General features: G+C 38.3%; 24 protein-coding genes. 12 read left to right on the top strand and 12 right to left on the bottom strand.

Going from position 1 to position 22,685, the window contains the following annotated elements:
• Positions 1 to 198 precede the first annotated feature (198 nt).
• Positions 199 to 774 carry a C40 family peptidase gene (locus tag B5X76_RS03695; protein WP_079641337.1) on the top strand — a complete coding sequence of 192 codons (576 nt, stop codon included), beginning with the start codon at positions 199 to 201 and terminating at the stop codon, positions 772 to 774.
• 136 nt (positions 775 to 910) lie between these two features.
• Positions 911 to 1,426: a phosphoribosyltransferase family protein gene (locus B5X76_RS03690; protein WP_079641335.1), complete on the top strand. Its 516-nt coding sequence runs from the start codon at positions 911 to 913 to the stop codon at positions 1,424 to 1,426.
• Between the two features lie 28 nt (positions 1,427 to 1,454).
• On the opposite strand, the gene B5X76_RS03685 is transcribed toward B5X76_RS03690, so the two are convergent.
• The 5 genes from B5X76_RS03685 to B5X76_RS03665 form a co-directional block, all read right to left on the bottom strand.
• On the bottom strand, positions 1,455 to 2,897 hold the full coding sequence (locus B5X76_RS03685; protein ID WP_079641333.1) for a lytic transglycosylase domain-containing protein: 1,443 nt from the start codon (positions 2,895 to 2,897) through the stop codon (positions 1,455 to 1,457).
• 108 nt (positions 2,898 to 3,005) lie between these two features.
• The gene (locus B5X76_RS03680; RefSeq protein WP_079641331.1) at positions 3,006 to 3,206 is read right to left on the bottom strand and encodes a twin-arginine translocase TatA/TatE family subunit; all 201 of its coding nucleotides are present in this window, start codon (positions 3,204 to 3,206) and stop codon (positions 3,006 to 3,008) included.
• A gap of 84 nt (positions 3,207 to 3,290) precedes the next feature.
• Positions 3,291 to 4,556, bottom strand: coding sequence for a murein hydrolase activator EnvC family protein (locus tag B5X76_RS03675; protein ID WP_079641329.1), 1,266 nt, complete (start codon positions 4,554 to 4,556; stop codon positions 3,291 to 3,293).
• A gap of 98 nt (positions 4,557 to 4,654) precedes the next feature.
• Positions 4,655 to 5,425, bottom strand: coding sequence for a lipoprotein insertase outer membrane protein LolB1 (locus tag B5X76_RS03670; protein ID WP_079641327.1), 771 nt, complete (start codon positions 5,423 to 5,425; stop codon positions 4,655 to 4,657).
• Positions 5,415 to 7,127, bottom strand: a complete 1,713-nt coding sequence (locus B5X76_RS03665; protein WP_176140980.1) for a tetratricopeptide repeat protein — start codon at positions 7,125 to 7,127, stop codon at positions 5,415 to 5,417. The genes B5X76_RS03670 and B5X76_RS03665 overlap by 11 nt, the downstream gene beginning before the upstream one ends.
• Positions 7,128 to 7,392: 265 nt before the next feature.
• Between B5X76_RS03665 and rplM the strand changes: the two genes are divergently transcribed.
• From rplM to tsf, 4 genes are all read left to right on the top strand, one after another.
• On the top strand, positions 7,393 to 7,836 hold the full coding sequence (gene rplM / locus B5X76_RS03660; protein ID WP_079641323.1) for a 50S ribosomal protein L13: 444 nt from the start codon (positions 7,393 to 7,395) through the stop codon (positions 7,834 to 7,836).
• 11 nt (positions 7,837 to 7,847) lie between these two features.
• Positions 7,848 to 8,234: a 30S ribosomal protein S9 gene (gene rpsI / locus B5X76_RS03655; RefSeq protein WP_079641321.1), complete on the top strand. Its 387-nt coding sequence runs from the start codon at positions 7,848 to 7,850 to the stop codon at positions 8,232 to 8,234.
• Between the two features lie 18 nt (positions 8,235 to 8,252).
• The gene (gene rpsB, locus B5X76_RS03650; protein ID WP_079641319.1) at positions 8,253 to 9,059 is read left to right on the top strand and encodes a 30S ribosomal protein S2; all 807 of its coding nucleotides are present in this window, start codon (positions 8,253 to 8,255) and stop codon (positions 9,057 to 9,059) included.
• Positions 9,060 to 9,225: 166 nt separating this feature from the next.
• Complete coding sequence (gene tsf / locus B5X76_RS03645) at positions 9,226 to 10,062, top strand: translation elongation factor Ts (protein ID WP_079641317.1); 837 nt, start codon at positions 9,226 to 9,228, stop codon at positions 10,060 to 10,062.
• An 85-nt stretch (positions 10,063 to 10,147) separates the two neighbouring features.
• Here tsf and B5X76_RS03640 read toward each other — a convergent pair whose 3' ends face one another.
• The 6 genes from B5X76_RS03640 to B5X76_RS03615 form a co-directional block, all read right to left on the bottom strand.
• Complete coding sequence (locus B5X76_RS03640; RefSeq protein ID WP_079641315.1) at positions 10,148 to 10,795, bottom strand: hypothetical protein; 648 nt, start codon at positions 10,793 to 10,795, stop codon at positions 10,148 to 10,150.
• Positions 10,792 to 11,901 (bottom strand): aminotransferase class V-fold PLP-dependent enzyme, encoded by a 1,110-nt coding sequence (locus B5X76_RS03635; protein ID WP_079641313.1) that lies wholly within the window; start codon positions 11,899 to 11,901, stop codon positions 10,792 to 10,794. Before B5X76_RS03635 ends, B5X76_RS03640 begins: the two co-directional genes overlap by 4 nt.
• Positions 11,849 to 12,526 (bottom strand): leucyl/phenylalanyl-tRNA--protein transferase, encoded by a 678-nt coding sequence (aat, locus tag B5X76_RS03630; RefSeq protein ID WP_079641311.1) that lies wholly within the window; start codon positions 12,524 to 12,526, stop codon positions 11,849 to 11,851. The genes B5X76_RS03635 and aat overlap by 53 nt, the downstream gene beginning before the upstream one ends.
• A gap of 19 nt (positions 12,527 to 12,545) precedes the next feature.
• Positions 12,546 to 12,917, bottom strand: coding sequence for a 30S ribosome-binding factor RbfA (rbfA, locus tag B5X76_RS03625; RefSeq protein WP_079641310.1), 372 nt, complete (start codon positions 12,915 to 12,917; stop codon positions 12,546 to 12,548).
• A gap of 356 nt (positions 12,918 to 13,273) precedes the next feature.
• A complete protein-coding gene (locus tag B5X76_RS03620) occupies positions 13,274 to 14,341 on the bottom strand; it encodes an AI-2E family transporter (protein WP_079641308.1) in 1,068 nt (355 codons plus the stop codon).
• A gap of 17 nt (positions 14,342 to 14,358) precedes the next feature.
• Positions 14,359 to 14,757 carry a hypothetical protein gene (locus B5X76_RS03615; RefSeq protein ID WP_079641306.1) on the bottom strand — a complete coding sequence of 133 codons (399 nt, stop codon included), beginning with the start codon at positions 14,755 to 14,757 and terminating at the stop codon, positions 14,359 to 14,361.
• Positions 14,758 to 14,962: 205 nt separating this feature from the next.
• Here B5X76_RS03615 and hemA point away from each other — a divergent pair, with 205 nt between their 5' ends.
• The 3 genes from hemA to hemB all read left to right on the top strand — a co-directional run bounded on the left by hemA (position 14,963) and on the right by hemB (position 19,008).
• Positions 14,963 to 16,204: a glutamyl-tRNA reductase gene (gene hemA, locus B5X76_RS03610; protein WP_079641304.1), complete on the top strand. Its 1,242-nt coding sequence runs from the start codon at positions 14,963 to 14,965 to the stop codon at positions 16,202 to 16,204.
• Positions 16,205 to 16,310: 106 nt separating this feature from the next.
• The gene (hemC, locus tag B5X76_RS03605; protein WP_245800933.1) at positions 16,311 to 17,900 is read left to right on the top strand and encodes a hydroxymethylbilane synthase; all 1,590 of its coding nucleotides are present in this window, start codon (positions 16,311 to 16,313) and stop codon (positions 17,898 to 17,900) included.
• A gap of 136 nt (positions 17,901 to 18,036) precedes the next feature.
• On the top strand, positions 18,037 to 19,008 hold the full coding sequence (hemB, locus tag B5X76_RS03600; RefSeq protein ID WP_079641302.1) for a porphobilinogen synthase: 972 nt from the start codon (positions 18,037 to 18,039) through the stop codon (positions 19,006 to 19,008).
• A gap of 35 nt (positions 19,009 to 19,043) precedes the next feature.
• On the opposite strand, the gene B5X76_RS03595 is transcribed toward hemB, so the two are convergent.
• Complete coding sequence (locus tag B5X76_RS03595; protein ID WP_176140979.1) at positions 19,044 to 19,583, bottom strand: hypothetical protein; 540 nt, start codon at positions 19,581 to 19,583, stop codon at positions 19,044 to 19,046.
• Between the two features lie 222 nt (positions 19,584 to 19,805).
• Between B5X76_RS03595 and hemL the strand changes: the two genes are divergently transcribed.
• The 3 genes from hemL to B5X76_RS03580 all read left to right on the top strand — a co-directional run bounded on the left by hemL (position 19,806) and on the right by B5X76_RS03580 (position 22,649).
• Positions 19,806 to 21,116, top strand: a complete 1,311-nt coding sequence (hemL, locus tag B5X76_RS03590) for a glutamate-1-semialdehyde 2,1-aminomutase (protein WP_079641299.1) — start codon at positions 19,806 to 19,808, stop codon at positions 21,114 to 21,116.
• A 135-nt stretch (positions 21,117 to 21,251) separates the two neighbouring features.
• Positions 21,252 to 22,061, top strand: a complete 810-nt coding sequence (locus tag B5X76_RS03585) for a hypothetical protein (protein WP_079641297.1) — start codon at positions 21,252 to 21,254, stop codon at positions 22,059 to 22,061.
• A 165-nt stretch (positions 22,062 to 22,226) separates the two neighbouring features.
• A complete protein-coding gene (locus tag B5X76_RS03580; protein WP_079641295.1) occupies positions 22,227 to 22,649 on the top strand; it encodes a hypothetical protein in 423 nt (140 codons plus the stop codon).
• The last annotated feature ends 36 nt before the right edge of the window (positions 22,650 to 22,685 follow it).

Below are 22,685 nucleotides of genomic sequence, written 5' to 3'. Positions count from 1 at the left end.
CACAAACACGAACTCTCTCAAAAAGAAGACTTTAAGCCACACTAAAAGTTAAAGTTTTGTTAAAAAAAAGTAAAATTGCTTGGATTGGATGGCATTATGTGTTATCTTCGTTGACATACGTTACACAATTGCACACATATGTTATACAATTGTAGATGTATTAGGAAGGAAAGTTGTAATTAAACATAAAGCGATTTAATGAAAACAAAAAAACTAATAGCAGGCTTGCTATTGACAGGCTTTTGTCTAGTGTCGCACGCACAAACAACAAACAAAAGTAAAACCGGAGATCAGGATAATCTTGCAAAAGAGTACTTTTCTCAAATCATGGGGGTAGCAGTTAATGCTACAGCAAGCACCAAACTTTATCAGTTTGTCTATGATTGGTTAGGAACACCTTATCGTTTAGGTGGAGATTCTAAAAAAGGAATCGATTGTTCTAAATTTTCATTAGCCGTATATGAAAATGTCTTTAATACCACAATCGGATATAACAGTAGAAATCAATATGACAATGTAACTCCTATTGGAAAAGGTGAGTTGCAAGCTGGAGATTTGGTCTTTTTTAAAATCCGTAGCAGGAGTATTACTCATGTGGGTGTGTATTTAGGAGATGACAAATTCGCACATGCTTCGTCCAGCAAAGGAGTAATGGTTAGTAGTCTTAATGAGGCGTATTGGAAACGCTACTATTATAACGGGGGACGGCCGAAAAAAGACGAAGACAGAATTATGACAGCAGACGCCACAAATTACAAAGAAGAGGGGAAATAATAACCTTTATCAAAAGAAATTCCGAAAGCCTGAATGACACTACATTCGGGCTTTCTTTATGAAAGTTCTATAGTATTTAATATTGTAACGAAACTTACCTAGAGTTTTGTTAAATTAGCATGGTCAAATAATCATTATGCCAACAAAGAAGACTTTAATACTAAATAAGGAACAGATACAGCAAAAGTCAAAAAGAATTGCTTATCAAATCCTGGAAGATAATTTTGAAGAGAAAGCCGTTGTGTTAGTAGGGATTGCAGAACGTGGCTATATCTTCGCCAAACGCCTACAGTCAATACTAAAAGAAATAGCTCCTGAAAAAGAAATAGAGCTCATCAAAGTTAGTATTGAAAAGAGCAAAAGAACACTTGAAGCCGTTACAGACCAACCTGTAGAAATGGCAAAAAACAAAGCGGTGATAATTGTTGATGACGTGTTAAATAGTGGAAGAACTTTGGCTTACGCCTTAGCCGCCTTTATAAATGTCCCTTTGAAAAAAATGCGTACTGCTGTTCTTATAGATAGAAGTCACCACCAATTCCCAATATTCAGTGACTTTTATGGGACCAAACTCTCCACTATCCTGAAAGAACATGTAGAAGTTCGACTAGAAGAAATTGACAATGAAGCAGATGCAGCTTGGCTTTCCTAAGCTGCATCTACTATTAACAATCTACTGCTTACCCCTTATTAACTTTAAGCTTCATTCCTGGTTTAATCATACTGCTTTTCAGGCCATTGTCAGCTTTCAATTTAGACACCGTACTTCCATTAAATTTACTGGCAATACGATCCAGCGAATCACCTTTTTTAACAGTGTAAACTACTACACTGGATTTTGCTGAGACAGAAGCTGTTTTAATATTTTTGGCAAGCCGGGTATCAACAGGCTTTTCGACAATTAATGAACGGCCAATTATCCTACTTTTAGAAGACAACTCGTTCCATGCCCGTAAGTTCTGAACAGAAACACCAAACTTACGAGACACAGACGTTAACGTCTCCCCCTCCTTAACTTTATATACTTTTTGTTTTTCTTGTTGATCCGCTAACATCAGCCCCTCGTTCTTGACCGTCGATTCTTCTTGAATCGGCGTAACTTCATGCAGGGCAACATACAGGAGACTGTCATTCGTCACGTCGGTCAACGGCAGTAACAAGCGCTTAGGTTTTTCAACTGACCCTACTATTATACGCTGCTTAAACGACGGATTATAATACTTCAACTGTTGTATCGTAACACCTATAGCCTTTGCCACATTGTCTAAATCAATTTTTCGATCTACCATGACCAACTTATTTGACAACTCAAGTTCAGTTGACACAGCTTCAATGCCATAATAATCTGTGTTCGATAAAACATAGGTCATGGCGATATACTTCGGAATGTAATTCCGGGTCTCTTTCGGAAGGAATGGAGATAGTTCCCAATAAGAAGGATTATGTAAGCCAGAGCGTTCTATAGCTCGTTTTACACAGCCCCTTCCACAGTTGTAAGATGCCAATGCTAAAAGCCAATCATCAAATTGATCATAAGCTTCTTTGAGATACTGACCTACCGCGTAACTAGACGCGTACGCATCTTTACGTTCGTCTATATTTCTATTCATTTCTAAGTTATAAAACTTAGCTGTAGCAAACATAAATTGCCAAGGACCTACGGCACCTGAGGTAGACACCAGATGCGGATTTAATGATGATTCCACCAAAGAGAGGTATTTAATCTCATCAGGAAGTCCCATCTCCTCAAATACCTTTTCGTAAATTCCAAAGTAATGCTGGCTTAATCCTAAAAGTCGGTTCATATAGGGCCTATAATTCTGCGAAGTATATTTTTCAATATACCCCTTTACATGCGAATTGAACTCTAACGGAACTTCCCTCGAGACCGACTTAAGACGTCGTAGAATCCCGAGATCTTCTGGAGTAATTTCCAAATTAGGATCGAAATTCTCTTTTATAGAATCCAAATGAGAAGCCAGCTGTTTTTGCTGAAGTTCTATAAAAGTAACCATCGAACTATTCAGTTCTTCCTTTTGACTATCAATTGTTACTTCCTGTGCGCTAGTTTTAGTAGACAATACAAATACAGCAACTATTGATAAAATAATAGAAAATTTCATGCTTTCTAGTTTTTCAGCCGACTAGTGGGCGAGATTTATAATAAAAAAGGAGGATTTGATCAAGCTAAGAGCAAGATCAAATCCTCCTTTTCATTTGTAATACAATCATTAAGGATTGCTTGTATTATCAGATGTATTGTTTTTTTGCTCAGATGGCTCTTCCTTTTGTCCATCCTTAAATTCTTTCACACCACGTCCCAAACCACGCATTAACTCAGGAATTTTCTTTCCTCCAAACAACAACAGAACCAACACCACGATAATGATAATCTCTTGGGTTCCTATAAATAATAAATTTGATGTATACATTTTATTCTTTTATGCGTATAAAAACTCTTACAATAATTACTCCGTTAACACAAATATAGTTATTAATAAATTAATATCCCGTAACTATCTTGCTATCCAAGAAGATGGGTCAAATTCCTTAGTTCCCTGAGATAGTCCAAAATTGACAACAGGAAACCCTAAATCTGGATCATCGTCTGCCGTACCGATCTGCTGACCTCTACTTACGTTCTGCCCTCTACGTACACTTACCGAAGCCAAATTAGAGTAGAAACTAAAGTATTCACCATGTCGAATTACGATAACGCCAGATACAGCTTGTACAACTTCTCCATCAAAAACAGCCCTCACACCAGCGCCTGGCCCGGTACGAATAGCGATATCCGGTTCAAAAGTAGAAATACCTTCGATCGTCCGCATACCAAAGCCCCGTGCGATATTACCCTGAGCCACAGGCCAAGGCAAACGCCCCCTATTAGATTTAAAATCTGCGGACAATCTTTCAGCTTCTGGTGTAGAACGCAACACTTCACTATCGGTCTTCTTAGGTGTTTTCTTTTCGACTTCTTCTACAGTTTTGCCTGTACGCTTCGCCTCCGCCTCTGCTAGACGTTTTCGTTCGGCCTCTGCCTTACGTCTTTCCTCGGCTATTTCACGTTGTACTGCTGCACGGATCAACGCTTCCATCTTCTTCTTCTCTTGCTGTTTAGCACTCAGCCTCCCTTTGAAGGACTTTTCTTCCTTAGCCAATTGACTTAACTCGACCTGATGTGCAGAACGATCTTTAGCGATAATACTCTTCTCATTCTGCTGCTCAGCCAAAAGCTCTCTTTGCGCTTTTCTATCGGCCTCTAATCGAGCTATTTTTAATTCAATTTCTTTTTTCACTCCCTCTATCTCCGCAGCCTTAATTTTTCGTGCATCATTGAACTGTTGAAGATACTTGACTCGTTTAAAGGCTTGGTTAAAGTCCTTGGAAGCGAAAATAAACATCATCTTGTTGTAGCCGTTTTTGTTACGAAATGCAAACATGATCATCTTCTCATAATCCTTTCTGATTCGCTCCAATTCGGCCTTCAATCCGTTCACCGATTTCGTATTTTCATTGATCTGGTAAGAAAGATTGCCGAGTTCCTTATTAATTATCGTAATCTTATCCTCTCTTAGGTTAAGCTGTCTACTGAGTGCGTTCACCTCCTTTTGAGAAAGAAGTTTTTCTTTTGTTTTTGCACTCAATTCTTTATTTAAGGCAGAAATATCGGCATTTATCTTTTCCAGTTGCTTTTTTAATTGAGCACTACTCTGACCGTAGGAAAAATGCACGCCCGCGCCAATTATAAATATAATGAATAATATTTTCTTCAAAATCATGAATTGCTACTTCTTAATTTAGCCTTTTATACAGCCTCCAAAAATAAACATATCTCGCTTACTTGCCTAATAAAAATCGTATTTTAACACCTAATGCCTCACGGTATCATCTTATACTTTGATGGAATGAGAAAAGGCATTTCTACATTTTGATTAAATTCCGCTTTGTTATAGTTCAAAACAGCACTTATATTCATTCCGCCAGCACTCAACTTAATATGTTGATTCTGCGGAAAGTTATAACCATCAGAAATCACAAAGCTGCTGTAATATGATTCAAGATTATCACTGGCACCTACCGCGTTTAATCGAAATACTTTCGGTCTGTGCTTTTCATTCAAGCTATATTGAAAAGAAAGATCTCCCTTGACCCCTACAATCTGCACTTCATCCGATGCACTAGCCACAGTGATCTGGTCTGTCCTCAACAAAGACTGTGATACATTTGCCATCAAGAGATCTTGCAGAGCAGAAAAAGAAATCCCTGCCCCGGTATACCGATGTACATACGCGAACGGTTTTGAAATATAAGTACTTTGCATTTTGTTTAATATTTGAATACTGTCCGGCGTGATTTTAACACGGGCCGCTTCATAATTAAACATAGTAGCAGTTACAGAAATCCAAATAGCTTGATCGCGCTGCATTCGAACATGCAATGTCACATCTTGCTTTTCATTATCAAACTCAACCTTTGCTTTTGCCCTTCCGTTAAAAGTTCGAAAATCTAGATTATTAATCAAATACCCTTCCGCCGTAGTTCTATTTACCGTACTGGCTTCAGGATTCGTACCTATCAACTTCTTCTTACTTCCGCATCCCACAATAATTAATAATGAAAGCAAAAAAAACAAACACCTAGTCAACATATCGTTTCTCTTTTATTTTTAATTTTATTTTTTCGACATCGACCTGATTATCTTTTGTCAATGACAATGCCTTTTCCCATCGCTTAATGGCTTCCTTTTCCCGTCCGAGCTTTATCAAAATATCCCCAGAATGTTCAAACAACAGTGCTGACGGCGAGGAGGACGATTTTATAGCCTTTTCCATCCAGACAGCAGCTTCATTATAATTTCCTTGCTGAAATAAAACCCATGCATAAGTATCCTGAAAAGTAGAAGAGTTAGCATCCAACACATTCGCCCTCCGAGCAAACTCGGCCGCTTTATCCAGATCTTGCTTACGGATAGACAAATAATACGCAAGATTATTCATTGCTGTACTATTCGTACTGTCCAGCTGAATGGCTTCTTCGTAAGCCACGTCTGATGCAGCATCCATCTTCAATTGGTGATAAAGATCTCCCAACCCACTGTAGATAATCGATCTCAAATATGTGTTTTCTTCTTCACTATGATCTAAAGCCATTTCCAACATGGATCTTGTCTTTTCGTAATCCTCCTTTACCATAAAGGATAATCCTGCAAAATACATTAGCATAGCATTTCCAGGGTTTGCCCGCATTGCCTCATCGGCGTGCTGTATTGCCTCATTTACCTGATTGAGACCCAGATCCGTATTAATCAACATGCGCCAAGCATCTACATGTCTCGGGTTGAGTCCTACAGCAGTAAGAAATAAAGACCGTGCCTCGGCCGTATTTCCACCCCGCCACAACACCTCACCCTTAATAACATGGCTTTCTGCTATCCTCGGATGTACCAATACTAAGATATTTGCCAATTCTTGAATTTGACCGATAGAAAAATCCTTAAAACCAGGATGCATCAAGCTTTGCATGACACGATGCTTATCAACAAAATCCACCTTATTTGATTCAAACGCCAGCTTCAGCGTTTCAAAAACCTGTTTATTCTTGTTGTCCGCTTTATAAGCATCGGCAAGATCAAGATACAGCACAGGATCTTTACTGAATTTAACACCCCGCTCTAATACAGCAACAGCTTGCTTAGGCTTACCCTCTTCTAAATTTATATATCCCAATGTACCGTAAACATGTCTCAAACCAGATTTTCCGTCCCATGGTTCTAGCACCGCCCTTGCCTCCTTATGCTTCCCGTTCATGACATACACATCAGCTAAAACAACGTCTAGCGTATCAGAGACATGCCCCTTTGTCACCTCATCCTTATACACTGATACAGCCTCATCTAATTTTTTATCGTTAGAAAGAATCATCATCAAGTCCCTCCCTACGGACGACAGCATAGGATATTTGAGTCGAAGCTCTCTCATTAGCGCTGCCGCCTCTGTCCAATTCTGTTTACTTTTATACAACTCGACAACAAAATTAGCGTGCATGATACTAGGGTCATACTCGTATGCCGTCTTTGCATTTCCCAAAGCCTCTTCATAATTACCCGTCTGCCCAAATAACAATCCTTTGGCATAATACACCTCTGCTGCTTTTGGATATTGGGCCGTAATACGATCCATCTCACTCATAGCCTCTCTAAAGTCACCAACTTTAAGGCGTTCCTCAATTTTAGCCAACTGCATCTTATAAGGCGGTTCAGTAGTTTGAGCCGTAGCAACACCGCCTGTTAGCATCAAACCAAAAAACACTATTTTCTTAATGCGAGATACCATCTTTCTATTTAAAATCATCGTCGAATCCATTGTAACACCTTACTAAGGTAGCATATTGCTGTAGAAAAAGAGTACAATAGTATCAAAAAGTTTAATACGTATTATCTTAATAAATGTTAAACCATACATCTACACATAAAAAGCGAAAATCCTCTACATAAAAGCCTAAAAAAATAACAGAACTATACTTTGCAAAATAAGAAATAAAAAATGTACCTTTGCAATCCGATTGTAGTGATTACGATTGAGAAGATAACAAAATTAATTAATTAAATAAAAGCAAGTGAATACGTTAAGTTACAAAACTGTCTCTGCCAACAAGAACACCGTTAACAAAGAGTGGATCGTTGTTGACGCTGAGGGCGAGATCTTGGGGCGCTTGGCCAGTGAAATTGCGAAAGTAATTCGTGGAAAACACAAGCCTACATTTACCCCACACGTAGACTGCGGTGATAACGTTATTGTTATCAATGCGGACAAAATTAAGTTGACAGGAAACAAATTAGGCGACAAAACTTATGTTCGCTACACAGGCTACCCAGGTGGTCAGCGTTTTGTTTCTCCTAAAGAATTAATGGCGAAGCATCCTGAGCGCATCATCGAAAAAGCGGTTCGTGGTATGTTACCTAAAAACCGTCTTGGCCGTCAGTTATTCAAAAACTTATTTGTTTACGCTGGTGGTGAGCACAAACATGAGGCACAAAATCCAAAACCAGTTAAATTCTAAGGAGCACTATTATGTCAACAACTAACACTTCAGGAAGAAGAAAAACTGCTGTTGCTCGTATTTACTTAGGAGCAGGAAGTGGTAACATTATCATTAATGGTAAAGATTACAAAGAGTATTTCCCAACATTACCTTTGCAATACATCGCTACTCAATCTTTATTAGTAGCCGAGTCATTAGCAAACTTTGATGTCAAAGTTAACGTTCATGGTGGTGGAGTAAAAGGTCAAGCAGAAGCTGTACGTTTAGCAATCGCTAAAGCACTAGTTGAGCTAGATCCAGAAGTAAAACCAGCTTTACGCGCTAAAGGTTTAGTAACACGTGATGACCGTATGGTTGAGCGTAAAAAACCAGGACGCAAGAAAGCTCGTAGAAGATTCCAATTCAGTAAACGTTAATCAAAGGAGGATCAAAAAATGGCAAGAACTACTTATCAAGATTTATTGGATGCAGGTGTTCACTTTGGTCACCTTACACGTAAATGGGACCCGAAAATGGCTAAGTACATTTTCATGGAGCGCAACGGTATCCACATTATCGATTTAAACAAGACCCTTACGAAATTAGAAGAAGCTGCTTCAGCTATCAAACAAATCGTAAAATCAGGTCGTAAAGTTTTATTCGTAGCAACGAAAAAACAAGCAAAAGAAATCATCGCACAACAAGCTAAGGATGTAAACATGCCTTATGTTACTGAGCGTTGGTTAGGTGGTATGCTTACAAACTTCGCAACAGTACGTAAGTCTATCAAAAAGATGTCTAACATCGACAAAATGCAAAAAGATGGTACATTCGATGTATTATCTAAAAAGGAAAAATTAATGATTCAGCGTGAGCGTATCAAATTAGAAAACCTTTTAGGAGGTATCGCTGATTTGAACCGTCTACCAGCAGCTTTATTCATCATCGATGTTAAAAAAGAGCACATTGCTGTAGCTGAGGCTATCAAATTAAACATTCCTACTTTTGCGATGGTAGATACAAACTCTGATCCTACTAACATTGATTTCCCAATCCCTGCAAACGATGACGCTACTAAATCAATTAGCTTAATCGCAGGAATTATCGGACAAGCAATCGTTGAAGGTTTGGAAGAGCGCAAACGCGACAAAGAAGAAGATGCGGAAAAAGAAGCTGTTGCAGCTAAGGCGGCAGTAGACAATGGTGAAGCAGCAGATGCTACTCCAGGAAAACGCACTCGTAAAGCAAAAGACGTAGAATAATTATTCTATATAGGGCCGGATGGACAAGTGTTGGTTTCTGGAAGAAAAGCTTCCTAAACCTTGCATGTCTATCCGGTTTCTTTTTTCAATGTTAACAATAGCTTTACCTATCGGAGAAGCATTTGTTAACCCCACAATTGTAATTTTATAAAAAAAAGAAAATATCATGTCAGTACAAATTTCTGCATCAGATGTAAACAAATTGCGTCAACAAACAGGCGCAGGTATGATGGATTGTAAAAAAGCTTTAGTAGAAGCAAACGGTGACTTTGAAGCCGCTGTTGACTACTTACGCAAAAAAGGAGCTAAAGTAGCTGCTAGCCGTCAAGACCGTGACTCTAACGAAGGTGTTATCATTGCTAAATCTTCGGCTGACGGTAAAACAGGTATAGTAGTAGAAGTTAACTGTGAAACTGATTTCGTTGCTAAAAACTCTGATTTCGTTGCTTTCGCAGAAAAAATCGCTGACGTAGCTTTGGCTAACACGCCTGCTTCTTTGGAAGATTTGAAAGCTTTAACTGTTGATGGAAAAGTTATTTCAGAATCTTTAATCGAGCAAACAGGTGTAATCGGTGAGAAAATTGACGTTTCTAAATACGAAATCGTAACAGGTGAAAAAGTAGTAGCTTACATCCACGGTAACTACCGTCTAGGTGTATTAGTGGGACTTTCAGCAGATGTAGCTGGTGCGGATGAAGCAGGTAAAGATGTAGCTATGCAAATCGCTGCAATGAACCCAGTTGCTATAGACAAAGATGGTGTAGATCAAAACACAATTGATCGTGAGATAGCTATTGCTAAAGATCAAATCATCGCTGAAGGTAAACCTGCTGAAATGGCAGAGAAAATTGCTCAAGGTAAATTAAACAAATTCTTTAAAGATACAACTTTATTAAACCAAGAGTTTGTTAAAGATTCATCTAAAAACATTGCTCAATTCTTAGATTCAGTATCTAAAGGATTAACAGTGACAGCATTCAAACGTGTTCAGTTAGGCGCGTAATCTATTAATTAGATATTATAAAAGACAAAACCGACTTTAAAATCTTAAAGTCGGTTTTGTCTTTTTAAACGTATTCTACCTACCATTATCTCCCTTTAGGTCTATGCGAAATAAAGTGTGATTTCAACTTATCTAATCCGATATCCTCTTCTTTTTTATCCAATTCGTACAACCAGACTTTGTCATTCAACATCTCTACGCGCTCTTTAGAATTTATTAATTCTAAAGGTTTCACACGAAACTCTTTACTAAGCGGCTGCCTTTGCACATGAGCTATTTTACTATGCGTAATAATCTGTATATTAAATGTTGGCCATTTGCCGACAGCTGAAAAGTTTGCTATATAAAATTGCGCATAGTCCTGCTTCGGAATTAAATTACCAAATACACCTGTAACTTTTGTACCCGATAACTCGGAAATACTAACCAACAGCTCGAATGAGGTTTCATTAATAATGTAAAACTTAGCCAATCCCAACTTTTGCTCCCCTGCGATCCCTACAAAAATCCCCTTATCAACAAAAGGTAGATTTATGCTAGCTTCCCCATCCTCAATATCATCCTCCGGCATTCGCATATTTCCATGCACCAATGTTACTTTGGATTTCAAAACCGGTATCTCAAAACCCGTAGTATCCGTCACTCCTATGATATCATTTGCTTGAATAGAAGTAATATGCCCTTCAATGGGCTCCTCTACAAATCTGACCAAATCCCCTATCTTAAAATTCATCTTACTATATTCTTATCTAAAATCTTGACTAAATAGTCTACATCCGCTTTATCATTGTACAAATGTATACCGATTCGAATTCCCGTCCCTCGAGGAAAACACTTAATTCCCGCTGCCCCCAAAGCGGAATAACATTCCTGTGGCACCTGCAAGTTGATTAATGACGACCTACAGGATCTTTCTGTAACGGCTGGTAATATCCAACCCCTTTCTAAAAACTGCTCATAAGCATATCCTTTCACTTCATCTATATGTTCCTTTACATTGGATAAACCTAACTTATCAAAAAAACGAACAGATTCGAGTAATGTACCATGGCTCAATGTATCTTGATGTCCAGGTTCAAAAAACGTATCTATTATCGATTTATGAGCCCACATCGCCTCAGTCGGTCTGGGTCGAGTTAATGCATCGCTATATAGAAACTTCTTTAATTTATCGGATAACATCATATAACCGTTTCCAAATCCTGCCATCATCCACTTATAGCCGCTACCACCTATAGCATCAAAACCAGACTCCATAAAGTCAAAAGGTTCCGTACCCAGGTACTGTGTAGCATCTCCGATTACAATAAGAGCTGGAAACTCCCGCTTAAGAGTCTTGATGAACTCCATATCTATCTTTACTCCTGTTATATACTGTACCACGCTTAACAGCAGTACATCGACCGTGCCCTGACGAATAATATCCAAAATCCGTTCCTCCAAATTTCCATCTCCACTTTTCACGACCTTATAGGGGAATCCACGACTTATAATAGGATAATTTAATGAAGGATAGTCTTCTTCCAATATGGCAAACCTCGTACCTGAAGGAAGCCCACCGAGTAACGCATTATAACCAAATGAAAAATTGGGAACACAATAAACGTTCTCTTCAGAACAATTAAACATCGCTGCTAACGCTTCTTTTACCTCCTGTATAAATACTACCTGTTGATCCCTCAGATCACTAGATGGATCAAAAAAGTCTATATCCCGACGTCTACGCCATTGATGATGTGTCTTTGGCATCAAGCCATTTCCAGGAGTATTAAAATAAGTCAACCCGCTAGGGATATCGAAATAACTTTTGTAGTCCATTACGTTCAATAACTTGTTCATTCAGCTTATTGTAAAAAAACGAAGCATCTATAGTCGTTGCCCCCATTGACGCCAAATGGGAAGAGTAAATCTGGCAATCTATCAATTCCAAATCAAAATTTTGGCATAAATAAATTAATGCCGCTTTAGAAGCATCCGCGACTTTAGAGAACATGCTCTCTCCACAAAAAACCTTTCCGACCAACACGCCATACAAGCCTCCTACTAAATTTCCCGATTGCCATACCTCTACACTATGTGCGTAGCCCTCATCATGTAGTCGCTTATACGCCGAAAGCATATCATCCACGATCCATGTACCGTCTTGATCTCGTCTAGAAATTGTAGAGCAGTGCTGCATCACATGTCCGAAGTCCTTATTGAAAGAGATATCAAATGTATTTCTTGCCAACAATTTAGCCATAGACTTACTCACCTTTATTTGCGAAGGATAAAGAACGAATCGCTCGTGGGGAGCGTACCACAAAATAGGCGTATCCTCGCTATACCATGGAAATACACCGCGTTTATACGCCTGCAATAAACGTCCTGTACTCAAATCGCCGCCTATAGCCAAAAGTCCATCTTCCTCAGCCATTGTGGCATCTGGAAATAGGTAGTTATCCTTGTCCAATTGAAATATCATTACAATTAAACCGTGAGAACTAATCGGGTTGTCTAGGCTCCTTACTGATCTCGTCGAAAAGACGATCCATATGCTCTACATATTCGTTTGTATCATCAAGAAAAAACTCCAAATCAGGAACAATTCTTGCCTGATTCTTAATCCGGGCACCAAGCTTATAACGAATCTCACTCGTTTTAGTCTTGATACTAGCTATATCAGCCTTAGCAGTATTAACATTCAAGAAGCTTAGGTACACGCGAGCAATCGCAAGATCAGGAGTAACACGAACCTTTGTAACCGTTATGAAAGCGCCAGGAGCCCAATTTTTCCCGTCCCGTAAAAATAGTTCGGCAAGATCCTGTTGAATTACTCCTGCAAATCTCTGTTGTCGCTTACTTTCCGTTCCCATGCTGTATCAATTATGTAAAATAAATAAAAATCATAGATACACCCTAAAGTACACCTATATACTACAAACTTAGATAAAATGCTTTGTATTCTCGAATACATACATAAAAAAAGACTTGTCGCGGGCAATTGGACAAGTCTTCATCAAAATTAGTTTATAATTGGGTAGAAAAATTTCTTACAAGTTTTAAGACTTTGAGGTCTATCAATATTCAGTTGTTTACTCTTTTGGTTACAATTGTGAGTATATACTCACAAAGTATTTCTTTTCATCTCCCTTTGTGTTACAAACATAAGTAGATATTTACGATAACCGAAAATATATTTTAAAAAAAAGTAAGTGATCACTTTTATGGATCAGTTCTCATTCGTATGCGAATCTTCTTCCATCAATATCAAATGACTTCCCTTTCCGTATTCATTGCTATACACCCTGATCAACAAACCGACAGAAGACAATATCAGTGGACCAAAAATCAAACCAAGCATACCAAACATATTCAATCCCAGCAATACACCAAAAACGGTAATCATCGGTGGCACATTTCCTAGAGTCTTCAAAATCGTAAACCGCAAAATATTATCTATCCCCCCGACTAAAAAGAAACAATATACAGCAAGACCAATACCATTGGCAGTCTCCCCAGAGGCCAACACCATAACACTCACAGGCACATAAATAGTCATTGTGCCTAGCACAGGAACTATCGATGCCACACCGGTAAGCACTCCTAAAAGAACAAAATTCTCCACGCCAAACACCCAGTACCCCAACATTGCTACCAAACCCTGACATATACCCAAAATTGGTATACCAAGCGCATTCGATCGCACCATAAGGTTCACTTCGTTCCATATCTCATTCTTACTTCGGGTCGAAAATGGAATAGCTTTATAGATCGAAGCTTCCATACGCTTACCGTGAACCAGCATAAAATAAAGAACAAATAATGCGACTACGATATTGATCCCCACCTCTACTACGGAATTCACCACGTTAGGGATATATCGGGTCAAACTCTGCAAAAAAGTCAAAAGAGCTTCATCCGACATATCAATATCTTTCAGCAATGCTTTACTATTCATATACTCTTTAAGCAGATTAAATTGGTGGACGATATGATCTGTATTTGTCAGAAAAGTAGATAGCTGAGGAGTTAAATAATCCACAATAGCCCATATAGGAAGAACTATAAATACGATTGAAATACAAACATACATTATACTGGTAAGAGACTTATTCCACTTACGCCTCTCTGTCAGCGAAATATATGAGTTACGAAACAAAATGTACAAAGTTACCGCGCCTAAGAATCCAGGCAAGTAATACAATAGATTTTTAAACACCAAAATACAGATCAACAGGATAACCAGAATTAGCATTATCTGGTTAATTGGCGTATTATTTATCTGTTTACTTCTCATTGCTATCTCGTATAACTTTATTTAATATCCTTAACCTTCTTCACACTTAGCAAAATAACAACAGCTCCTATAAACAAGAAAAACCATCCCCATTTCAAATGAAGTGTTTTAGCCAGCATCCCATCAACAAATTTCATCCCGAAATAATTATTGATCTTGAAATAAACACCTAAAAATCCAACTATACACCAGATCAAAAAAAGATAGGTTCCCCAACGAAAAAGACTTACTTTTCTTAAGAAAAGAAATAAGACAAGAAGAGACAATAATCCAATCGTAAGGCCGAACAGCGCAATATCCGTCTGGTATAAATTCCAATTACCTATTAATGGAACTTTAAGAAATGGGCAAAACACGGTCGAAAGTGCTGCAACAGCTATCCCCAATATGGCGTAAATTTTGTTAAGTATATACATAACGTAAAGGTAAATCTCAAATGTTGAATGTCAAAAAAATAAACGTAGAACAAACATACAGAAGGTAAAAAAAGAAGATTTTAACATAAAATTAACACTATTTATAACACTTCTAAATTACTCCCTTTGACAGATTTTTGACATAACAACGAAGGTTTTAATCTACATTTGCATCAATATAATTGAGGCTTAGATTACCAAGGCGTTGAAGAATTTAAAAGTTATAGCATTTACCCACAAACATGTTGACCTAAAAGATTTAGGCAATTTGGTGATTTGTAACGAAGAGTTAGACTCCAGATTGATTAATCTAAAAAACAATTTAGACATCCCTGAGATTTTCTATATTGCTACATGTAATCGTGTGGAATTTGTTTTCTACGGAGCTCATGAATTGACGGACGACTTTATTGCTGTTTTCATGGACAAAATGAACTTTTGCGTTCCGTCCGAGCGACTTCAATGTTATTTAGGTCAAGTAACGCGCTACACTGGTCTTGAAGCCCTCAATCACCTTTTCAGAATGTCCTGCTCCCTTGAAAGTTTGGTTGTAGGTGAAAAAGAAATTTTAGCTCAGGTGCGTAGAGCATACGAAAAATGCCGAGAAGCTGGATTTACGGGAGACTTTTTACGTCTTATGATGGATCGTCTCGTTAAAACAGCTAAAGAGGTGTACACGCATACAAATATTTCGCGCAATCCAATATCAGTCGTATCATTAGCCTACCGTAAGTTAAGGGAAGTAAAACTTCTAGAAAACCCAAGAATACTCGTAATCGGATCTGGTGAGACCAATCAAAACTTAGCCAAATATCTCAAAAAACACAAGTTATCTAACTTTGTTGTCTTTAACAGAACGCTGGAGAACGCAAAATCACTTGCTAAGGAGCTGAATTGCGAAGCCTATCCACTAAGCGAATTGCCTAAGTACAAAGGCGGATTCGATGTAATGATTACATGCACAGGTGCCTCTGAATCAATTATTGGAAACGAACTCTACCAAACTCTTCTGCAAGAAGAAACAGATAAGAAGATAATTGTTGATTTAGCTATTCCAAACGACATCAGTGCTGATGTTGTGACAAACAACCCAATACATTACATTGAAGTTAGCGGATTACAGGCTGTAGCCGAAAAGAATCTCCAGGAACGCTATGGTGAACTAGACAATGCTAAAAAAATAATTGAAGATAACATCAAAGAGTTCCTTCCTCTTATTAAACAGCGCCGTGTAGAAGTTGCAATGCGTCAGGTCCCGAATAAAATAAAAGAAATTCGCGAGATAGCTATAAACGAAATATTTGCTCAGGACGTAAGCAAACTTGATCCTCAAGCCCGTGAAGTACTGGAAAAAGTCATTAACTATATGGAAAAAAAATACATCAAGGTTCCAATGGTGATGGCTAAAGAAATCTTGGTAAAGAATACCGAATTCGAAAACAACTAATTCACAAAAAACTTCCTTAAAAGATACTTTATTCTGACATAATATGATCAGATTATTAGGGTATTTGGCTAAATTTGCGTTGGCATTTTTGTAACATAAATAATCCATGTTGAATAGAAAACTAATTATTGGAACACGAGGCAGTGAGCTTGCACTGTGGCAGGCTAACTTTGTAAAAGACAGATTAGCGGAAATTGGCATAGATGCCGAATTAAAGATCATCAAGACACAAGGAGATATTATCCAACACCTGAGATTAGATAAGCTTGAAGGCAAAGGCTTTTTCACCAAAGAACTGGAAGAGGAGTTGCTATCGGCTCAAATAGATCTAGCTGTACACTCACACAAGGATCTACCAACAGTAAATCCACCTGGTTTGATTATCGCGGCTGTTTCTGAAAGAGAAAATCCAGCTGAAGTAATAATAATACACAAAGACTGCGTCGATATCAAAAAGCGGTTATCGATAAAGCATGCGGCTACGGTAGGAACTTCCTCTAACAGAAGAAAAGCACAATTGTTATCACTCCGTCCTGATTTAGAATTCGAGGATCTCCGAGGCAACTTGCAAACACGTATTCAAAAACTACGTGATGAAAAATATGATGCCATTGTACTTGCTAAAGCAGGTGTAAGCCGTATTAACATGGAACTTTCAGATTTTCATATCGAAGAAATATCTCCCGTAGAAATAATCCCCGCCCCCGCACAAGGCGTATTAGCAATTCAAATTAGAGAATCCGATGGAGAGCTGTTTGAAATTTTGCAAAAGATAAACGATGTAGAAGTAGCAAGGACGATTGGTGTAGAGCGAAAAGTATTAAATATGTTCGATGCGGGTTGTCACGCTCCATTGGGTTGTTATTGCCGAAAACGTGATGACAAGTACGAAGTATGGACATCGATTGCAGAAGATAACGAAGATTTTCCAGACCGTCTCTACATACAATCCGACCGAATAGAAGGTCTCGCGGAGTCTATATTCGCTAAATATGATAAGACACGAAAACTACCTTCGTCGGTATTTATAACCCGTGATCTAGATGAAAACTCCTACCTAGCACGGTATCTAGCCAAACACAACATACAGATAGAAGCGCGTTCGTTAATAAAAATATACCCAACCATAAATGTATTGGATTCCTTCATTTTGAAGAGAGCAGATTGGATATTCTTTAACAGCAAGAATGCAATCGAACATTTTTTCAATCTTGATCCACTCATCTTAAAGAAAACAAAAATAGCCGTATTAGGCAGAGGTTCTGAATCGACCCTACGAAAATTCGGAAGAGTAGCCGATTTCTCTGGCGATGATCTTGGCATCAGTACAGAAGATATAGCAAACACTTTTGCCCAACTCGTTGATGGCCAAACAGTCCTCATCCCAAGGGCCAAGGACTCCCTGCAGAGTATACAGAAAGCGTTAACCCCGAATACAAAAATCATAGATATGCCTATCTACGAAACCGTTTTGGAGGAAGATGTCGATAAATCAAATTCAGACGTATTGGTCTTCACCAGTCCAAGTAACGTACAGGCTTATTTCAAAGAAAACCTTGCCGATCCAGGACAAAAAATCATCTGTATAGGTTATTCGACCGCACAGGTGATAGAAGAAATGGGGTTAAAATACAGCCTACCATTCTCTCCTGATGAAATGGGCCTAGCCGAAGCAATATTTGGGTTAGAAATGTAACTAAGAATTGATAGGGCCACGAAGCGAGCTAAAAAATAGCTCGCTCATAACATGAGTCTAAACAAAACAACAAGTGAATTAGTAATGCGATCACATCAATTCTAGATACTAATTACTTTGTACTAAATACTAAGAAATGCTACAACGTCCTAGAAGAAATAGAAAATCAGCCGTCATTCGTGACATGATTCAGGAGACACATTTATCGTCATCCAATCTAATATTCCCATTATTTATTGTAGATGGCCAAAACCAAAAGGTAGAAGTAAAATCCATGCCTGGTATTTATCGCTACTCTATTGATAATCTTTTACGAGAGGTAGAAAGTTGTCTCAAATTAGGTTTAAAGGCATTTGATCTATTCCCCGCAGTAGAAGAGGTTTTGAAGGACAAGTATGCAACAGAAAGCTATCGCGAAGGCACCCTTTATTTGCGTGCTATTGAGGCCGTAAAAAAGACTTTCCCTGAAGCATGTGTAGTTACCGACGTAGCCATGGATCCTTACAGTTCAGACGGACACGACGGTATTGTTCAAAACGGAGAAATCCTCAATGACGAAACCCTTGAGGTACTTGGTAAAATGGCTTTAGCACATGCACATTCTGGAGCAGACATCATTGCTCCTTCAGACATGATGGATGGGCGTATCGGATACATACGTTCTATCTTAGACAACAACGGCTTTACCAATGTATCACTCATGTCATATACCGCCAAATATGCTTCTGCCTATTACGGACCATTTCGTGATGCATTGGGTTCGGCGCCAAAAAATGGAGATAAAAAATCTTATCAGATGAATCCAGCAAATAGCAGAGAGGCATTAATCGAAGCACAGTTAGACGCAGAAGAAGGTGCTGATTTTCTTATGGTCAAACCAGGTCTCCCTTACTTAGATATTATTAAATTATTGCACGACAATTTCGATCTTCCAATCGCCGCCTATAACGTATCAGGAGAGTACGCAATGCTAAAAGCTGCCATAGCAAACGGCTGGTTGTCCGAAGCAGTGATTATGGAGACCCTATTAAGTTTCCGTCGTGCGGGGGCTACCTCTATTCTGACTTATCATGCGAAAGAGGTGCTTGAAAAGGGCTGGTTAAAATAGTAACTAGATTAGGGCCTCGTTAATTTAACGGGGCCCTAATCTAGTTTAAGTATTTTATAATCCTCCAGAATTTGGTTAGCTCCGTATTCTCCAAAATATCCTCGATAGCTTCCCTTTTCATTCACAACAACGTATGACCCACAGGGGAAATGATAAGGAAAAAACAAATGTTCAATCAAATTACTCTTATCAGGTCTCCATTTTAATTGTTCTGAAAGTATTTCAATACCCTTATTCGATTTATAAACACTAAAAAGATTCTTTTTTCCTTTAGCAATTTTTCTGTCTTTATCTTTAAGAAACCTAATCATTTCCTGTCTTCTAGAAATAAAGTGTTGACTGCAGTCGTCAACCCCCGGAAAATATTGTATTATAATTGGAAACCCCTTCTCATTAGAATGATAAAGTTTTTTTAACGCTTGAAAATCACCTTCAAGTAGCTTTCCTTCAAAGTCTCTGCTTCCAGCATATAAAAATGTTATAACAGTATCATGTAAGGCTTTATAAGCGTAAAGATTCCCTGAATTATGTATAATATTAAAAAAATCTTCTTTTGAGATTCGATTACCATCCAAATCTTCGAAAACTCTATTTTGGGACAATAAATGCGTCGAGAGGAACAAGAAAAATACGCAGGATAACATTTTTAGTATCATAATCGTCAACTCATATTACACTTAAATATAGTATAAAAAACTGAGCTTCAAAAATGGAAAATATACGACGAACTTTATTGACACATAAATGAACTTCAATAAAAAATTAATAAATACCTTTGTTTAATTTTTGGACAAAACATGAAAGTACAAGATATATCAAGAGAAAAGTCATCTGAACTTTTCGAAAAAGCAAAGAACTATTTCCCTGGAGGTGTAAATTCTCCGGTGCGTGCATTCAAATCGGTGTACGGTAGTCCTCTTTTTATTGAGCGCGGTGATGGTTCTCATTTATGGGATGCCGATGGCAACGAATTTATAGATTTTTGTTGCTCTTGGGGCCCTTTGATCTTAGGACACAATAATTCAGAAGTTCGCGAAGCGGTACAAGCTCAGCTGGGCAAAGGTCTAAGTTTTGGAGCCCCCACCCGTTTAGAAAACGAATTGGCCGAACTTATTTTAACGAACAATACATATATCGAGAAGATACGTTTCGTAAGCTCTGGAACAGAAGCGGTAATGTCTGCTATAAGATTGGCCCGTGGATATACCAGAAGGGACAAGATTGTAAAATTTGAAGGCTGCTACCATGGTCACTCCGATTCTCTCCTAGTAAAAGCAGGGTCCGGTTTAGTCACTTTTGGAGAAACGTCATCCGCTGGCGTTCCAAAGTCTTTTGCCGACGAGACCATCGTAATCGCATTAAACGACAAAGTGGCATTGGAAAAAGTCTTTGTCGACTTTAAAGACCAGATCGCTGCAGTTATTATCGAAGGAATACCTGCAAACAATGGGCTCCTTATCCAGGACAAATCATATATTCAATTCTTGCGTGATATCACTAAAGAGAACGGTTCTTTGTTAATATTTGATGAGGTTATAACCGGCTTTCGTCTAGGTTTTGAGGGAGCAGCCAAGCACTACGATATACAGCCAGATATCCTTACCTATGGTAAGATCATCGGTGGCGGGATGCCCGTAGGAGCCTACGGAGCATCAGCAGAAATAATGTCTAATATATCTCCCGATGGAAATGTTTATCAAGCAGGTACCCTTTCTGGAAATCCTGTGGCCATGGCAGCGGGGATTGCGGCCTTACGGATCTTATCACAGCCTGGTTTCTATGAGCGGTTAGAGCAAACCACACAGTCTTTTGTAGCAGAAATACAGGCATTCATAATTGAGCACAAACTTGATGTACAGATTTCTACAGTAGGTTCTATATTTTGGTTTGCTTTCGAAGCCAAAGAAAAAATTCAACGTGCAGATCAAATAGACCCGAACTCTATGCTTTACTATAAAAAGATGCACAGAGAATTGCTGAATCGTGGAATCTATTTCGGTCCTTCCGGGTATGAGGTAGGCTTTATTTCTGCAGCACATAGCACAGAAGATTTAGCTACGGCTATCACATCAATCAAAGAATCGTTGCTAATCGCTTTTGAAGCATAGCCCCAACATAAAATTTATAGAAACAGAATAGGCTTCCTGCAATCGGGAAGCCTATTTTTTTTGCCTTCCAAAAACAAATAGCTGTATCTACTTGTTGTATACGTTATATTAAATAATCACGTAAACATAGATGTTATGAAATATCAAATATTTAGCTTGACAGCCTTAACAGTTCTTGCTCTATTTAGCGCTTGTAACAATCCAACAAAAAATACAGCCGGCGAAGTGAAGGACAGTACTGCCTTAAAAGATTCAGTAGGAGCTATTGCTGTAAACCCCATTGCTCATGCAAAAGATTTTCCCGAAGCCACTTTAAGTATTTCCAGTATTACAGCTGAAAAAATCGGCACCGACTCAGCCAAACTTAATGTTAAATATAATGTCCATAATTTCAACCTTACCGAACAGACAGAGCACACCCATCATATGGCCAACTCTCATGAAGGACAGCATATCCATTTTATATTAGATAATACACCGTATGCTGCATTGTACAAACCCGAACATACGACTACCGTACCGCTCAATTCGGAGCATTATTTAATGTCTTTTCTATCTAGATCCTTTCACGAATCCATTAAAACAGCAAATGCATCAAAACTTGTAAAATTCAAAATCAATGCGTATGCAAAGATAGAAGAGCTGCCTAAAGTAACCGAACCTTCCCTATTCTACAGTAGACCCAAGGGAGAATACAAAGGAGCGGATACAAAGACTGTATTATTAGACTTTTTTATAGAAAACACAACACTAGCAGCAGACGGAAATAAGGTCAAAGCCAACATTAATGGACAAGAATTTCTTCTTGATCAATGGACACCTTATGAAATCCTTAATCTTCCTATGGGAGAAAATACAATCAGGCTTACCCTTGTTGATAAAGCCGGAAATGCTTTGATGGGAGATAATGTATCGGTAGAGCGAAAAATAAGCCTGTTGCCATAATAATCGACAATAATGATGACCTGAATTCCTACATATACATAGCGGATTTCAGGCCATTATACTTTTATGGCAAAATTTTTGCTTAATTTTAAACTTATGGAGATAGAACGTGTCTTATCTTCGAAAGATACATATTAAATTGATTTTTAACTTTACTTTGAAAATATGAAACGAATACTACTCGCACTCGCTATAGCAGGCGCATCCTTAGCTACTTTAAGCTCCTGTACAAAGGAGTATATCACAAACAACAACTCCCTTCCAGGAGTTAGTTATGTGTATCCTGTAAAGTCCAGTCAATGGGTTAGGATAAATGGCACAAACACATATGAATATAGACAAAATATAACAGACTTAGATGACCGCTACTTTCAAGATGGCCATGTAAGTGTAGCTATATCGTATGACAATAACAAAACAACCTACGAAATTATTCCTGCGACAATCGCAGACTATGACTACAGTGCAAATTACTCTATTGGGGTAGTTAGAATCTTCGCTGAAGATATTGGTACTGGAAATACAGTAAACCCGCCTGAAGACATGTATATAAAAGTCGTGTTGACGGACACAGAAGTTGGAAACTAATCAAAAAGGAGACTAGGTACAGTCTCCTTTTTGATT

It is taken from the genome of Sphingobacterium nematocida, from assembly GCF_900168125.1.
Taxonomy (GTDB): Bacteria; Bacteroidota; Bacteroidia; order Sphingobacteriales; family Sphingobacteriaceae; genus Sphingobacterium; species Sphingobacterium nematocida.
This window is presented reverse-complemented; position numbering and strand designations above follow the sequence as displayed.

Excerpts from the sequence above, each read along its gene's own strand:
- B5X76_RS03635 (WP_079641313.1), bottom strand. The coding sequence starts at position 11,901 with ATGAACAAGTTATTGAACGTAATGGACTACAAAAGTTATTTCGATATC.
- B5X76_RS03675 (WP_079641329.1), bottom strand. The coding sequence starts at position 4,556 with ATGATTTTGAAGAAAATATTATTCATTATATTTATAATTGGCGCGGGC.
- B5X76_RS03665 (WP_176140980.1), bottom strand. The coding sequence starts at position 7,127 with ATGATTTTAAATAGAAAGATGGTATCTCGCATTAAGAAAATAGTGTTT.
- B5X76_RS03580 (WP_079641295.1), top strand. The coding sequence starts at position 22,227 with ATGAAACGAATACTACTCGCACTCGCTATAGCAGGCGCATCCTTAGCT.
- rpsB (WP_079641319.1), top strand. The coding sequence starts at position 8,253 with ATGGCAAGAACTACTTATCAAGATTTATTGGATGCAGGTGTTCACTTT.
- rpsI (WP_079641321.1), top strand. The coding sequence starts at position 7,848 with ATGTCAACAACTAACACTTCAGGAAGAAGAAAAACTGCTGTTGCTCGT.
- B5X76_RS03690 (WP_079641335.1), top strand. The coding sequence starts at position 911 with ATGCCAACAAAGAAGACTTTAATACTAAATAAGGAACAGATACAGCAA.
- B5X76_RS03640 (WP_079641315.1), bottom strand. The coding sequence starts at position 10,795 with ATGAATTTTAAGATAGGGGATTTGGTCAGATTTGTAGAGGAGCCCATT.
- B5X76_RS03695 (WP_079641337.1), top strand. The coding sequence starts at position 199 with ATGAAAACAAAAAAACTAATAGCAGGCTTGCTATTGACAGGCTTTTGT.
- rbfA (WP_079641310.1), bottom strand. The coding sequence starts at position 12,917 with ATGGGAACGGAAAGTAAGCGACAACAGAGATTTGCAGGAGTAATTCAA.
- aat (WP_079641311.1), bottom strand. The coding sequence starts at position 12,526 with ATGATATTTCAATTGGACAAGGATAACTACCTATTTCCAGATGCCACA.
- B5X76_RS03670 (WP_079641327.1), bottom strand. The coding sequence starts at position 5,425 with ATGTTGACTAGGTGTTTGTTTTTTTTGCTTTCATTATTAATTATTGTG.
- B5X76_RS03615 (WP_079641306.1), bottom strand. The coding sequence starts at position 14,757 with ATGTATATACTTAACAAAATTTACGCCATATTGGGGATAGCTGTTGCA.
- B5X76_RS03620 (WP_079641308.1), bottom strand. The coding sequence starts at position 14,341 with ATGAGAAGTAAACAGATAAATAATACGCCAATTAACCAGATAATGCTA.
- hemB (WP_079641302.1), top strand. The coding sequence starts at position 18,037 with ATGCTACAACGTCCTAGAAGAAATAGAAAATCAGCCGTCATTCGTGAC.
- B5X76_RS03680 (WP_079641331.1), bottom strand. The coding sequence starts at position 3,206 with ATGTATACATCAAATTTATTATTTATAGGAACCCAAGAGATTATCATT.
- B5X76_RS03585 (WP_079641297.1), top strand. The coding sequence starts at position 21,252 with ATGAAATATCAAATATTTAGCTTGACAGCCTTAACAGTTCTTGCTCTA.
- B5X76_RS03685 (WP_079641333.1), bottom strand. The coding sequence starts at position 2,897 with ATGAAATTTTCTATTATTTTATCAATAGTTGCTGTATTTGTATTGTCT.
- hemC (WP_245800933.1), top strand. The coding sequence starts at position 16,311 with ATGTTGAATAGAAAACTAATTATTGGAACACGAGGCAGTGAGCTTGCA.
- hemL (WP_079641299.1), top strand. The coding sequence starts at position 19,806 with ATGAAAGTACAAGATATATCAAGAGAAAAGTCATCTGAACTTTTCGAA.
- tsf (WP_079641317.1), top strand. The coding sequence starts at position 9,226 with ATGTCAGTACAAATTTCTGCATCAGATGTAAACAAATTGCGTCAACAA.